Genomic DNA, 13,557 nt, shown 5'->3' on the forward strand with positions numbered 1-13,557 from the left:
ATCGGTATTTATATTCGATTTATGAAGTACCTAATTAGGATTAATACTATAAATCTAGGTAAATCAGTAGCTTACCAATAAATAATATTCTTATAATACCCGTAAATTATTCCGTATCTAATTATCTATTAGCAAGACAACTTGGCTTGCTTTCTATCTGTTCGATAGCATTTCTTAATTTCTCCGGTATAGAAACCTTTCGGTTTTTATTGAAGTCAAACATAACCATTTTTGCGCTTCCTTTTGCACAGGTTTTGATCTTTGTTTGACTTACAATTTCATACTCCATGATAAAAGAAGTAGTACTCATTTTTGAAATGCGGCTACCCACCCAAATTGAATCGGGATATTTGATGGGTAAAAAATATCGGCAATCAGTGCTTCCTACAACCGCACCAATTCCAGTTAACTTCATTTGCTCTAATAATTGAACCTCGTCAAAATAATTAACTCTGGCTGATTCAAAATAACGAAAAAAGTTGACATTGTTCACATGACCGAAGGCATCCATATCACCCCATGCGATAGGTATTTGAATGATGCTTGGGTAAGGAACCAGTTGGCTTGGCACAGAGTTAGATTCATTCACATTAATGCTCACTATTAGAAGTTTCTGCTATTAGGAAATAGATGTATGTCGTTTATCTTTAATAAGGCGATCTTTATTCAATCCTTATCCGAATTTAAACCTAAAGTAGCCCACTAGATAAGTACTGATATTTGTAAATCAAAGAACAAATATCAGCTTACTTTGTATGCTTTTTGTGATCTATGCACGCTTTAAATTTGGAATATTAAAAATTCATTACTACGCTGTAACAAAAGCAAATTTGTAGGACTAGACCATAGTTCTCACAGATGGAGGTGCTAGACAAGATCTTCATTGCAAATTGCAATAATAAATTAAGTCGGTTTTGCAGTACGACAATAACAGTGTTTTTAAAACACGTTTTTTTACACATAGGTAAATGGAAATACATTATGAAAAAAACAGTACTTGCAAGCTTAGTTTCGGCAGCAGTGGTTAGCGGCCAAGCATGGGCAGTGGAACTCTATAATAATGACGGTTCGACGTTCTCGGTTGGTGGTCACGTTTCTATCGGGGTAGGTAATCCAGATGCAAACAGAGACAAAGCTATAACAGAATACGAATTTGGTGTTGAATCTATATCCCCACGAATCAATTTTAACGCGACCCAAGAACTTGGTGGAGGCTTCAAAGCCGACGCGAAAGCTGAGTGGTCCATAAACATGTTGGACGGTGGAGACAATTCGTTTTCTACGCGTTTGGGCTACATTGGGGTAACACATGAAACATGGGGTCGAGTTGTAGGTGGTACTCAGTGGTCTCCTTATTACGATGTGGCTGGTATTGCCGATATGCCGATTGCTTTTGCTAACGACTTTTTGTACACCAATGGTGGTAACTTGGGTACTGCTCGTGCTGAGCGAATGGTTTCGTATCGCAAATCTTTCATGTTTGGTGATAACCTAGATTTGAATCTCGGTGCTGGCTGGCAGGGGCAAAACGATGGTAATCCAGAGGACTATGGTGATCGCGCTCAATTAGCTCTCTCCTTTGACCTCGGAGAGATCTTTGTTGGTTATGTGTTTAATACAGGGTCAGTTTCGTACTCGAATGACGATGCCATGGCTAACACGCTCTCGGCGAAATACGGGTCCTACGGAGATGGCCTTTTTGTAGCTGCTGTATACGAGATGGGTGAGCAGGTTCAAGGTAATTTTGACTCTACCTCAATTGAAGCTATTGTCGCATTTGCACTTGCTAATAGTCTCAACTTTTCTCTCAACTATGAGTCAATCGAAGACGACGATAACAATGAAACTCAGTTGAGTCAGATGGCTCTTCAAGTAGAATATAACTTCACTCCAGCGTTTATCGGCTACGCTGGTTATCAGTTAGATCTTGGCGATGACGTATCTGATGATGATGATCGCTACTCAATTGGTGTTCGTTACTATCTATAATTCTTCTTTAAGAATACCTTCCAAAGGCAGAGCTTAGCTCCTGTCTCTTATACACAAATCCCTGAGTCGCGGCTTAGGGATTTTTTTGAACTAATTTTATACTTCGTGATCTGATCATCTATGCAACGACAAGGATGATAATCATGGCCTATTTAGACCCAACACTTTGGGCACAAAAACAGTTTGGACAAGCTCGCCTCAATGACCCTAGACGAACTCAAAGGCTGGTTGCTTTAGCTACTTCACTTGCTGAACAGCCTGGGGTAGCAGTTTCTAAACTCATCATCTCCCCTGCGGATATGGAAGGTGCCTATCGCTTTATCCGCAATGAACATATCAAAGCAGAAGATATTGCTGAGGCAGGGTTCCATGTCACAGCACAAGAGGCTTTAGAGCATCAGACACTTCTAGCACCAGAAGATACCACTTCCCTAAGTTACTCCCATCGTAGCATTAGAGATGATCTCGGCCATTCCAATCACGGTAATCGACATCGAGCTATGCTCGTAAACTCAACTCTGCTTTTTGCTCCACAAACTCAGTCGGTTGTTGGCTTAATTGAACAGCAACGTTGGACTCGGGATATTGCAAAGCGTGGTCAAAGGCGCCAATACGCGATCCGACCATACAAAGAAAAAGAAAGTTATAAATGGGAACTAGCTTCACGACATCTGGCGGAACGACTTGGCGATAAAATGTCAGATGTTATTTCGGTGTGTGATAGAGAAGCAGACCTATTTGAATACCTCACTTATAAGTGCGAACACCAACAACGATTTCTTGTTCGCTCAATGCAAAGCCGTTGTATAGAGGAGGACGAGAATCGTCTCTATAGCTATGCTTCGACACTTGTCTCAGCAGGCGAGAAGGAACTCAAAGTGCCACAAAAAGGAGGCCGTAAAGCTCAATCCGTTCGACTAGATATTAAGTATGCACCTGTGACACTGAAGTCCCCAGCCAATAAGAAGCAACTCAATGATATTCCTCTCTACTGCGTTGGATGTATAGAGAAAGGCGGTAACGACGAAAAACTCGCCTGGCATTTACTTACATTTGAGCCAGTTACAAACAAGGAAGAAGCGCTGAAAATCGTGAGTTATTATGAACAGAGATGGCTAATAGAAGATTTTCATAAGGTCTGGAAAAGTGAAGGTACGCAAGTTGAGCAGTTACGAATGCAAAGTAAAGATAACTTGGAGCGACTGAGCGTTATTTTAGCTTTTATCGCTACACGCTTGCTTCAGTTGAGGTTTATGAACGAATCTGAAACGTTATCTAAAACAAGTTGTGAGAGTGTATTAAAAGGTAAAGTTTGGAAGCTAATGTGGCTGAAGGTCGAAGGAAAGAAGTTGCCGTCGGAGACCCCCGACATATCATGGGCATATAGAGGGATCGCACGCCTTGGTGGCTGGAAAGATACCAAACGGACAGGCCGTGCCTCGATAAAATCGTTATGGCAAGGATGGCTTAGATTACAAACCATCCTTGAGGGGTACGAACTTTCTAAGTCTCTTGATTAATCAGACTTGTGATCAAGAGACAGGAGCTTAGCTCTGCCTTTTTGCGTTCAGTGACTTTAATTGGTAGATGTCGCCATTCTTGCTACAATCCCCGCCCTGAATTATCCAATGCTTATTTTCCGTAAAGGTATCTATCGTGCTAAAGCTAAACGAGATCTTTGAGACCATCCAAGGCGAAGGCTTCTTCACAGGCGTTCCATCTATATTCATTCGTCTGCAGGGGTGCCCAGTAGGTTGTGCGTGGTGCGATACCAAACAGACCTGGGATGTACTTGAGGACAAAGAAACGGACTTTGGTACTATCATCGCAAAAACCGGGGATGATGAGTTTTGGTGTAATCAGTCTGTGGATTCGCTGGTGGCGTTTTGTTTAGACAAGTACACGGCAAGGCATGTTGTGATCACAGGCGGTGAGCCATGCCAGTACGATCTTGTTTCTCTTACTGATGCTTTGGAAGCGAACGGTTTCCGCTGTCAGATTGAGACCAGTGGTACCTTTGAGGTAAAGGCATCTAAAAACACTTGGGTAACGGTTTCACCTAAGATTGGCATGAAAGGTAAGCTTCCTATTGAACCACAAGCTATGACCCGAGCTAACGAAGTGAAGCACCCTGTGGGTAAACAAGCGGATATTGACGCACTTGAAGAGCTATTGCTGGCTAATCCTGTAGGGGAGGGAGTTGAGATACTGCTCCAGCCGATCAGCCAAAAACCGCGAGCCACCCAATTGTGTATTGATACCTGTATTGCGAAGAATTGGCGTTTGTCTATTCAGACCCACAAGTATTTGCAGATTGCCTAAGCCGAGCTTCTCGTCTTCATAAACGTGCCGGCTCAAGGCCGGCATTCCTAACGCTACTAAATAAAACCGTCATTCCCGCAGTCTTTTGAGCGGGAATCTTTAAGATTATTAGGCTTAAATTCAATTCTTTCATATGGAAGATGTCGGCTCGGAGGCCGACATGACGATTTATTTCCGTAGTTCGTTATCGAGCGAAATATTACCAATTCCTAAACCCGCAAGTATCAATATGGAACCTCACTCCTGAATAGAGTCCAAGTCCCATATTGTTCTCTCTTCCTGCTTTGTTATATACCTGCCAAAGCATCTTATGAAGCTCTTCTCTCGAAACATCGTTGATAGGAACTAAATCTAGTGCACAAAAGCTAAGGTGCTTACTCTTGGTCGCGCCACCTGAGGTTTGGTTGTAGTACTGATCTCGGTCTCCTGATACTGGAATTAGAGGTCCTGTTACCGGTTCGACGTGTTCTTGGATAAACTTAACCGTTCTTACCATGTTGGGGACTTGCTTCTTGTCGGGAACGGTAAACACGGACGTGCCATTCATCGCCCAGTTTGTTCCTTGCAAGAGGATAAGGTGCATAGGCATGGTTTTCAGTGGCTCTTCGGTGATCCCTGCGGCGATGAGCTGATCTGCAATTTCTTGGACTCTGTCTTCAGCACGATTCATTAACATCCAGCCTCTAAAGGCAGCACGGGTAGGCACCTTATAGCCTTTAACATCGATAACCAGATCGCTATATTCAATTTCGTTTTCTGACTTATATAACTTCATTAAGTCATTCCCAGAGGCCACAAAACTGAAACCTACTAGCGCTAAAATCAAAAATCGAAACATGACTTTTCTCCAACGTAAAAGCTTGGATAAGTATAGGTGGAATTCGAAAGTTTGATCTAAGTCACGCCATGTGAGTCTAGAGCAGAAGCACCCACTAGCGGGGTAAAGGTGAAAGGCTTCTCATCTATAGCATTTAATGGTTAAGCTTCGTATTTTTGTAACCAGTTCTATAACCATCAGTGATTTAACCAGACATCATTCACAATGTTAATGCTCTAATTCGTAGATGTATCACCTTGTTTATGTGCTTTAAATTAGTATTTTTATGGTTTTAAGTTCTGACTCATCCGGATACTCCCCCCCAGTTTAAGTCCATGCTGTTGTACTCATCCCCCTTTTGGGCAGTGTTAGGGATGATTCAGCAACTGGCATACATCTTGTAACTTACGCTAAATCAACAGCGTGCATCATAATTATCAATATGAGATGCACTGCAAAGTGTCTGAAACGACAGGTAATTTAGAGGTGTTCTATGTCAACCCAGATTACTCCGAATATTCAAGCCAGTGATGTGATCCTACATGCCTTCGACTGGCCCTATTTGATGGTAGCTGAGCGCGCCGAAGAGATAGCGAAGCTTGGCTATAAAACCGTACTGGTTTCACCACCGATGAAATCCTTCATACATGAGAAGGGAACCGATTGGTGGCAAAGGTATCAACCTCAGGATTATCGCATCATCGATAACCAACTAGGTGATACCCAAGATTTTCGAGATATGATGACCGCGACACGCGACGCAGGCCTTCGTGTGTATGTAGATGTGGTGTTCAACCACATGGCTAATGAAGCCTATAAGCGAGACGACCTGCAGTATCCGAGTAAAGAGGAACTGGAGCTCTATAAGAACGAGTCAGAGAAATACGAGTCATTAAAACTGTTTGGTGATCTCTCTGAGCCCCTATTTACAGAGAAAGACTTCTATGAAGCTTTTGGCATCGTAGATTGGCAGGATAAACATCAGGTACAGAAAGGACGCATAACCGGTGGTCCCAACGATCCTGGGTTGCCATCGCTCAATGACAGCGACTATGTCGTCGAGCAGCAGCAGACGTACCTGAAAGTCCTCAAAGAGTTGGGTGTTAAAGGCTTCCGTATCGATGCGGCCAAGCACATCAGTATCGAGCAGATACGCAAGGTGTGGACTCCTGAGATAACTGAAGGCGTGCACATTTTTGGTGAGATCATTACCGATGGTGGTGCGACTAAGCAGGAATATGAGCTCTTCCTTAAGCCTTATTTGAATAAGACTAAGTTAGGAGCATACGATTTCCCGCTGTTTAATACGGTTTTTCACGCCTTTCGAGACAAGGGCAGGATGTCTGCGCTAATCGACCCATACAGCTTTGGTGAGGCGCTGAAACGTCAAAGAGCGATTACCTTTGCCATCACTCACGACATTCCAAATAACGATGTCTTTAGAGACTTGGTGATGCCTGAAGAGTATGAGTGGCTAGCTTACGCCTATATCCTGTGTCGTGATGGCGGTGTGCCGCTTGTTTACACGGATTTAGACCCGAGTGGTATTAAGGATTCGGAAGGGTTACCTCGCTGGCAAGATGCTTGGAAAGACCCGCGTATGGCAACCTTGATTGAATTCCATAACCGAGTTCACGGTAATCGTATGGCTGTGCTTGAAGCGAGTGATGATCACTTGGTATTCGAGCGTGGTGACCAAGGCTTGGTAGCTATCAACAAAGCGGATACCGAAAAGACCTTTAGTTTGAGGTGGGAGCACGCTATGCGTGACCTTGTTTCAGGGGACCACATTGATAGTGTTGATGGGGATGTTACTGTGACGATTCCTGCTAAAGGGTATTGCTGTTTGGTGAGAGTAGAAAGCTGACAGCCGCAAGCTCTCAGCTGGCTGGCACGTCATTCCCGTGTTTTGAAAGGGAATCTTCACTGGCAATCCAGAAAAAGATGCCGGCTCAAGGCCGGCACGACGATACTTTTCTAGCTGATAGCTGATAGCTGATAGCTGATAGCTGATAGCTGATAGCTGATAGCTGATAGCTGATAGCTGATAACTTATACTAGGGTTTATTCTTCCGATTCCTAGCCTCGCTCTGATGGGAGCGATACATCTTACCTAGTTGTTTATCGTGAGATCGAAGCTCGGCTAGTGAGGCACTGTTGCGGGCTTGTTCTCTTTGCAACTTCATGTAGTTGTTTACACGTCTTGGGTCGAGAGAGCCTTCATCGATAGCCTTCTGAACGGCGCAACCTGGTTCGCCTTGATGTGAACAGTCACTAAAGCGACATTGCTGTGCCAGTTCTTCCACGTCAGAAAAAGTCTCGCTAAGGCCTTGTGACACGTTCGCTAATTGCAACTCACGCATTCCTGGGGTGTCGAGTAAGACCGCACCGCTAGGCATGGTCATGAGCGTACGGCCGGTGGTGGTGTGGCGGCCCTTGCTATCATCTTCACGGATAGAACCTGTCTTTTGCGCTTCTTCACCCATTAAGGTGTTCACTAGTGTCGACTTTCCTACACCGGATGAGCCCATAAATGCGACGGTTTTTCCTGTCCTGCACCACGGCTGAAGGGATTGTACGCTGTCAGAGTTCAATGCATTGACCGTCTCTATCATCAGCATAGGGTCAAGGTCTTGCACTTGCTGTTTGAGCACTTGTGAGTCATCACAGAGGTCTTCTTTGGTCAGCACGATCACTGGCTCAACCTGAGCCTCATTCGCAAGGGCTAGATAGCGCTCCACTCGGCTTAGGTTGAAATCATCGTTAAGTGACATAACGATAAACACTGTATCTAAGTTAGAGGCAATGTATTGCTCAACGACCTTAGTCCCCGCCGCTTTACGTGAAAACAGAGAGCTTCTTTCTAGCAGTCTAGAAAAGCTCAGATCCTCATTTAGGATAACCCAGTCGCCTACGGTCATCGCTGGCAGCGAATCGTGGATGGCAAGTGAGATGGAATCAGATTCAGTTTGTAAGGTGTATCCGGAGCGGTGATGCGCACTTACGCGCGCGATCACTTTACCTTCGTAATCTTCTAAGGTCAGCTGCTGTTGAAAAAAGGGCTGCCAACCAAGGGCATTGAGATTATTCATTAGTGATGATGTTGCTTCATTGCCATCTTTTTCACCGGTACAGACAGCGTCATAGTGCGGCCAGTGTCAAAGGTGAGTGTTAGTGGGATCACCATGCCTTCTTTTAGCGGTTCTTTAAGATCAAACAGCATGATATGCAGACCGTGAGGCTTGAGCTCAGTATCCGCTTTTGGTGATAGATTGATGCGCTGCAGTTTACGCATTTTCATCACGCCATTATCCATTTTATGAGTGTGTAGCTCAGTAATGCCTGCCGCTTCAGTGCTCGCAGAAATAAGCGCGCGCTTATCAGCGGTTGGGTTGGTGATGGTTAAGAAGATAGCGCTGGTGGTTACCGTTGGTGGCGTCTCTTTTGCCCAAGGATGAGAAACCTCAACTAGGCCACTGGCCCAAGTGAAAGGTGAAAGAAGGCAGAGCAAAAGTGTGAAAAATCGAGTCTTCATTGTTGAGTCCCACTGGTTATTGTATTTATGGTTTTAATTAGAGGTGCGGGGGAAAGCGTGTGTTGCACCTTGGTTATCTCTGAGCCGTCAGGCGCTAGAAAATAGAAATAGGAGTTGTGATCAACCGTGTACTCAAGGGCTGAGTCTTCTAGTTCGTTCCGGATATAGATAACGCCATATTTATCGGCCAGAGCCTTGAGCGTATCGGCATCAGCAGCATAACCTTCAAAGTTTGGGTGGAAGTACTTTGCATAGGTATCGCTGTCTGCGCCGGAGTCGCGTGCAGGGTCGAGCGTGATAAACACTGGGCGAATCTTAGCTAGGGCCTCTTCGTCTACCTGTTTAAGCGCCGCTGAGAGCATGGCTAATGAGGTAGGGCAAACATCTGGACAACGAGTAAAACCAAAATAGAGCACGTTTATACGTGGATCTTCAGGGTGAAACAGTGCAACTTCTTTGCCTCCTTCACCCGTTACCATAGGCATGTCTGCTTTTTGCTGTGCACTCTGCGCGGCCACTTCTTGTTGGGCATCTAGGTATGCCTTAACGCCATAACCTAGCGAAAACGCAACAACCAAAATTAGTGACCAAGTTTTACTCATCTTTCCATCCTAACTAGAAGTGGGATCCCTTGAGGTGACTGTTCAGAACTCACCTTTCCTATCCATGTCATTTTTTCACTGTGGCACGCCGGTAACAACAAGGTACCGGTAAACTTGTTGCCTTGGTCACGGGAAAGCTCAAACTTCGCCACTCCCATGTTCATTTCTTTGCCTTCAAGTTCAATCAGTAGCATATCTGACTTTTGCCCCGGCCAATCTACTTCAATTTCAGTAGGTTGCATCGCTTTAGCCACATCGCTATCAAGGAATACAGATACTCCTTGCTCAGTGCAACCTTGAGCGGAGGCTTCGCAGTAAGTGAGGTTACTGTCGTCTTTTTTAAATGAATGGTAAATATCCCCAGCAAAGAAACCCAAGACTACGGCTACACCAACCAATACGACTTTAACTAAGTTGTTATTCATTACTTATCCGCAATTTTTTCAAGGGCCAGCACCATACCAATGGCGACTAACATCATGATGATAGCAAGTGGCAGTTGAGATGATGTATTGAAGATAGATTCAAAGGTATGAGGCATTAGGTTTTCTTGAATGAGAGGCACTTGTTCACCGCTCGAGTTAGTGCGCCAAGTTAGGGTTTGTTTCCACGGCCAAATCTTTGGCAAGGTGCCAATCATTAGACCTACCAAGAACATTAGGGTGAAATCTCTAAAGCGCTTTAGTAGCCAAGAAAGCAGATGAGAAAAACTCAACAAGCCGCTAACACAACCCACCAGGAAGAGTGCAAGGATATCAATCTGAAAGCCTTTTACCGCAGCAAGAACGGGAGCGTACATCCCGATTAGTAGCAGAATGAAGCTACCTGAGATACCCGGCAAAATCATAGCGCAAATCGCGATTGCACCAGCAAGCACTACATTGATGCCCGTTGGTTCAAGCTGCAGTGGGTTGATCACAGTGATCATGTAAGCAAAGCCAACACCCACTAGTAGAAAAGCCCACTTTGAGGCGTTAAATGACTCTATTTGACGCAGTATATGCCATACCGAGACTAGGATAAGACCAAAGAAAAAAGACCATAGAGGAATAGGATGGGTAACTAGGAGCCAAGAGATAAGCTTAGCTAGAGTAAGGATGCTGGTCAGTACGCCACCAAAAAGAGTAACTAGGAACAAGCCATTGATATGCTCGAAAGCACCTTTGATGCCTTTCTCTTTTAATATGCCAATGAGGCTAGGGTTGATGCGACGGATACTCTCGAGCAGGGTATCGTAAACACCGGTAATAAAGGCAATGGTACCGCCAGATACTCCCGGAACTACGTCCGCGGCACCCATAGCCATACCTTTTAGAAAATTAGTGAAATAATTCATCAGCTTACATAATTGAAATAAAACTGACGCTATTGTATTGGATTACTGAGGCAAGCAAAACCTTAGAGAGTAGATTTTAGAGTACCTGATACAGAAATAAAAAAATCCCCGCACTATTGGCGGGGATTGGTGTCTATAGGAGCTTATCGAGATTACTTGATCAGGAAGCTCATTAGGAATTGAGAAATCTTCTGCATATCTTCGATAGCGATAAACTCTTCTGTAGTGTGAACCTTAGACATACCCGTTGATAGGTTTGCTACGGTCAGACCTTTTTCAGAGAAGATGTTAGCATCACTACCACCGCCCGTAGAAGCTAGGATAGGTTGGATATCCAGAGCGGTGAAGGCTTCTTGGATAGCCATAATGTGCGGGTGTGAATCAGCAATCTGGAATGGGTTGTATGCGCGAGTGGACTCGATGCTGAGCTCAGCGCCATGTTTTTCAGCCGCCGCTTCGAAGGTCTCTACCATGTGCGCTACCTGAATCGCTAGCTTCTCTTCGTCGATAGAGCGTGCTTCCGCTTCAAGATACAGGCTTGGCATTACAACGTTGGTCGCTTGACCACCGTTCACTACACCGATGTTCGCGGTAGTTTCTGCATCGATGCGAGACAGCTTCATATTGCTGATAGCGTCAGCCGCAACGGTTAGAGCGTTGATACCCTGCTCAGGTGCAAGACCTGCGTGAGCTGGCTTACCCGTAATGTTTACTTTTAGGTTCTGCTGGCCAGGTGCAACTGTGATGATGGTGCCGATTGGGCCGCCTGAATCAAGAACGATGCCGTTCTTAGATTGGATTTTGCTTTCATCGAATTGCTTTGAACCGTGCAGACCACCTTCTTCGAATACAGTGAAGGCAATTTCAATGGTTTTGTGCTCAAGATTGTTTTCTTGAATGGTTTGGATCGCTTCAACGATAGCCGCAATGCCAGATTTGTCGTCACCACCAAGGATGGTGTCGCCTGCAGAGCGGATAATGCCGTCTTCGATAACAGGCTCGATAGCGTTACCTGGCGCTACGGTATCCATGTGACAACTTAGTACAACGCTCTCATCGATCTTGCCTTCAAGTTTGGCATAGATGTTAAAGCCGTTTGATAGGCTCTCAGGCACAGCAAGGCGTTCAACTTCGAAGCCTAGCTTCTGCAGCTGCGCTTCAATCTCTAGTGCAACTTCAAGCTCATTGCCTGATTCACTGTCGATTTTGATTAGCTTAATAAAGTTATCAACGAGGCGATTTTGGTCTACTTGTGACATGGATATACTTCTTTATCGAATTTATTAGGCCGACAGTAACCCACATTACGTGCTACACATTCATGACTCAGATCAATTTCGTTTCCGATTTCGCGCCATTGGCCATACAAATTGCGAGGTCAAGGCGCGAAAATAGACGAAGTATTACCAAATGTTTCTAGAAAAGGTGTCCATTGATAGCAAGATGAGTTGCGATACTGGCGGCATAACCTAGAGCAATAATTGGCATCCACTTTAGGTGACCAAAGAAGGTGTATTTGCCGTGCGCCGCTCCCATCAAAGCTACGCCAGCAGCGGAACCTATAGAAAGCAAACTACCGCCTACACCGGCAGTTAGGGTAACCAATAACCAGTTCCCCATTGAGAGCTCTGGCTGCATGGTTAAGATGGCAAACATCACTGGAATGTTGTCAACAATAGCCGACAAGATACCCACCATAACGTTCGCCCACACTGGATCCCATTGGGTGTACATGATCTCAGAGACCAATCCAAGATAGCCAAGCAGGCTGAGACCGCCCACGCACATTACCACGCCATAGAAGAATAAAAGCGTATCCCACTCGGCATGGGAAACACGTCTAAATACATCGAACGGCACCACAGAGCCCAGACGTTTAAGCGCCGCTTCATCGTGATTCTTCACGGCGATTTCACGTTTACGCTGCAATGAACGAGGTAGAGTTTTTCTTAGGTAGAAACCGAAGAATTGCAGATAAGCTAAGCCCATCATCATGCCGATCACCGGCGGGAAGTGGAATAGGGCATGGAAACAGACCGCTGTGATGATGGTAAAGATAAACAGAGCAACGATGCGTTTTGCGCCTCGCTTTACCTCGACGTACTCATTGACCGCATCAGGGCGCTCTTTTGGCACGAACCAAGACATGATAAGCGCCGGTATGACGTAGTTCACCGCTGATGGCACAAATAGGGTTAGGAACTCAGCGAAGGCGACATGCCCTGCCTGCCACACCATAAGGGTAGTGATATCGCCAAACGGACTAAAGGCGCCACCGGCGTTTGCCGCGACCACTATGTTGACACAGGCGATGTTGATAAATTTTAGATTATTGCCACCCACCTTCATGACCACTGCGCACATCAAAAGTGCGGTTGTGAGGTTATCCGCGATTGGGGAAATAAAGAAAGATAGGATACCGGTAATCCAGAATAGGCTCCTTAGATCAAACCCTTTGCTCACCATCCAGGCGCGCAGCGCATCAAAAAGTCTTCGCTCCTCCATCGCATTTATGTAGGTCATAGCTACCAGCAAGAACAGCAGAAGTTCGGAATATTCGAGAAGGTTATGGTCAAGGGCCGATTTTGCGGTTTCTATCTCTCCCAAGCGGGTAAAGGTAAAGCCAATCAGAATCCAGATAAGGCCGGCAGCGAGAAGAACGGGTTTGGATTTTTTCAGTTTTAGGTGCTCTTCGCCCATCACCAAGCAATAGGCGATGGCAAAAATAATCAGGCAAGCGTACCCCACGCCAGATTGGGTGAGATCAGGGATGTCTCCTAAACCTGTGCTAGCCATTGCTTGAGGTGAGAGCAGGCCGATACACAAGCTCAGTAAACCGAATACAAACTTCATCGCGACTCCTTGCGATTGTGACTTCCTTTACCGCTATAGCTTAATCTTTATGCACGTGGCTTAGTTTGAGCTAGCTCACCCTTTAGAGAGTGAAAATAAATTC

At 45.2% G+C, this 13,557-nt stretch carries 13 protein-coding genes; 4 read left to right on the forward strand and 9 right to left on the reverse strand.

Features of this window, described 5'->3' with window-relative positions; translation table 11 throughout:
• Positions 1–121: 121 nt before the first annotated feature.
• Positions 122–589, reverse strand: coding sequence for an acyl-CoA thioesterase (locus tag Pcarn_RS18955; RefSeq protein ID WP_261835883.1), 468 nt, complete (start codon positions 587–589; stop codon positions 122–124).
• Between the two features lie 392 nt (positions 590–981).
• Between Pcarn_RS18955 and Pcarn_RS18960 the strand changes: the two genes are divergently transcribed.
• The 3 genes from Pcarn_RS18960 to queE all read left to right on the forward strand — a co-directional run bounded on the left by Pcarn_RS18960 (position 982) and on the right by queE (position 4,311).
• Positions 982–1,989 (forward strand): porin, encoded by a 1,008-nt coding sequence (locus Pcarn_RS18960; RefSeq protein ID WP_261835884.1) that lies wholly within the window; start codon positions 982–984, stop codon positions 1,987–1,989.
• A gap of 143 nt (positions 1,990–2,132) precedes the next feature.
• Entirely contained in the window at positions 2,133–3,509 is a 1,377-nt protein-coding gene (locus Pcarn_RS18965; RefSeq protein ID WP_261835885.1) for an IS4 family transposase, read from the forward strand.
• A 136-nt stretch (positions 3,510–3,645) separates the two neighbouring features.
• Positions 3,646–4,311 (forward strand): 7-carboxy-7-deazaguanine synthase QueE, encoded by a 666-nt coding sequence (queE, locus tag Pcarn_RS18970; protein ID WP_261835886.1) that lies wholly within the window; start codon positions 3,646–3,648, stop codon positions 4,309–4,311.
• Between the two features lie 199 nt (positions 4,312–4,510).
• Here the strand turns inward: queE and Pcarn_RS18975 are convergent, their stop codons facing one another.
• Positions 4,511–5,149, reverse strand: coding sequence for a D-Ala-D-Ala carboxypeptidase family metallohydrolase (locus Pcarn_RS18975; protein ID WP_261835887.1), 639 nt, complete (start codon positions 5,147–5,149; stop codon positions 4,511–4,513).
• Between the two features lie 472 nt (positions 5,150–5,621).
• On the opposite strand from Pcarn_RS18975, the gene Pcarn_RS18980 reads away from it, so the two are divergent.
• Positions 5,622–6,995 carry an alpha-amylase family glycosyl hydrolase gene (locus tag Pcarn_RS18980; RefSeq protein ID WP_261835888.1) on the forward strand — a complete coding sequence of 458 codons (1,374 nt, stop codon included), beginning with the start codon at positions 5,622–5,624 and terminating at the stop codon, positions 6,993–6,995.
• 190 nt (positions 6,996–7,185) lie between these two features.
• Here the strand turns inward: Pcarn_RS18980 and rsgA are convergent, their stop codons facing one another.
• The 7 genes from rsgA to nhaD form a co-directional block, all read right to left on the reverse strand.
• Positions 7,186–8,220 carry a ribosome small subunit-dependent GTPase A gene (gene rsgA / locus Pcarn_RS18985; RefSeq protein WP_261835889.1) on the reverse strand — a complete coding sequence of 345 codons (1,035 nt, stop codon included), beginning with the start codon at positions 8,218–8,220 and terminating at the stop codon, positions 7,186–7,188.
• Positions 8,220–8,663, reverse strand: coding sequence for a copper chaperone PCu(A)C (locus Pcarn_RS18990; RefSeq protein ID WP_261835890.1), 444 nt, complete (start codon positions 8,661–8,663; stop codon positions 8,220–8,222). The genes rsgA and Pcarn_RS18990 overlap by 1 nt, the downstream gene beginning before the upstream one ends.
• Entirely contained in the window at positions 8,660–9,265 is a 606-nt protein-coding gene (locus tag Pcarn_RS18995; RefSeq protein WP_261835891.1) for an SCO family protein, read from the reverse strand. Before Pcarn_RS18995 ends, Pcarn_RS18990 begins: the two co-directional genes overlap by 4 nt.
• Positions 9,262–9,690, reverse strand: a complete 429-nt coding sequence (locus Pcarn_RS19000) for a hypothetical protein (protein WP_261835892.1) — start codon at positions 9,688–9,690, stop codon at positions 9,262–9,264. The genes Pcarn_RS18995 and Pcarn_RS19000 overlap by 4 nt, the downstream gene beginning before the upstream one ends.
• Positions 9,690–10,601 carry a DUF368 domain-containing protein gene (locus tag Pcarn_RS19005; RefSeq protein ID WP_261835893.1) on the reverse strand — a complete coding sequence of 304 codons (912 nt, stop codon included), beginning with the start codon at positions 10,599–10,601 and terminating at the stop codon, positions 9,690–9,692. The genes Pcarn_RS19000 and Pcarn_RS19005 overlap by 1 nt, the downstream gene beginning before the upstream one ends.
• A 152-nt stretch (positions 10,602–10,753) precedes the next feature.
• Positions 10,754–11,860, reverse strand: coding sequence for a M20/M25/M40 family metallo-hydrolase (locus tag Pcarn_RS19010; protein WP_261835894.1), 1,107 nt, complete (start codon positions 11,858–11,860; stop codon positions 10,754–10,756).
• A 157-nt stretch (positions 11,861–12,017) separates the two neighbouring features.
• Entirely contained in the window at positions 12,018–13,397 is a 1,380-nt protein-coding gene (gene nhaD / locus Pcarn_RS19015; RefSeq protein WP_390904513.1) for a sodium:proton antiporter NhaD, read from the reverse strand.
• Positions 13,398–13,557: the final 160 nt, after the last annotated feature.

The sequence above is a fragment of the Vibrio ishigakensis genome (assembly GCF_024347675.1).
GTDB lineage: Bacteria > Pseudomonadota > Gammaproteobacteria > Enterobacterales > Vibrionaceae > Vibrio > Vibrio ishigakensis.

Excerpts from the sequence above, each read along its gene's own strand:
- Pcarn_RS18960 (WP_261835884.1), top strand. The coding sequence starts at position 982 with ATGAAAAAAACAGTACTTGCAAGCTTAGTTTCGGCAGCAGTGGTTAGC.
- Pcarn_RS18965 (WP_261835885.1), top strand. The coding sequence starts at position 2,133 with ATGGCCTATTTAGACCCAACACTTTGGGCACAAAAACAGTTTGGACAA.
- Pcarn_RS18975 (WP_261835887.1), bottom strand. The coding sequence starts at position 5,149 with ATGTTTCGATTTTTGATTTTAGCGCTAGTAGGTTTCAGTTTTGTGGCC.
- Pcarn_RS18980 (WP_261835888.1), top strand. The coding sequence starts at position 5,622 with ATGTCAACCCAGATTACTCCGAATATTCAAGCCAGTGATGTGATCCTA.
- rsgA (WP_261835889.1), bottom strand. The coding sequence starts at position 8,220 with ATGAATAATCTCAATGCCCTTGGTTGGCAGCCCTTTTTTCAACAGCAG.
- Pcarn_RS18990 (WP_261835890.1), bottom strand. The coding sequence starts at position 8,663 with ATGAAGACTCGATTTTTCACACTTTTGCTCTGCCTTCTTTCACCTTTC.
- Pcarn_RS18995 (WP_261835891.1), bottom strand. The coding sequence starts at position 9,265 with ATGAGTAAAACTTGGTCACTAATTTTGGTTGTTGCGTTTTCGCTAGGT.
- Pcarn_RS19000 (WP_261835892.1), bottom strand. The coding sequence starts at position 9,690 with ATGAATAACAACTTAGTTAAAGTCGTATTGGTTGGTGTAGCCGTAGTC.
- Pcarn_RS19005 (WP_261835893.1), bottom strand. The coding sequence starts at position 10,601 with ATGAATTATTTCACTAATTTTCTAAAAGGTATGGCTATGGGTGCCGCG.
- Pcarn_RS19010 (WP_261835894.1), bottom strand. The coding sequence starts at position 11,860 with ATGTCACAAGTAGACCAAAATCGCCTCGTTGATAACTTTATTAAGCTA.
- nhaD (WP_390904513.1), bottom strand. The coding sequence starts at position 13,397 with ATGGCTAGCACAGGTTTAGGAGACATCCCTGATCTCACCCAATCTGGC.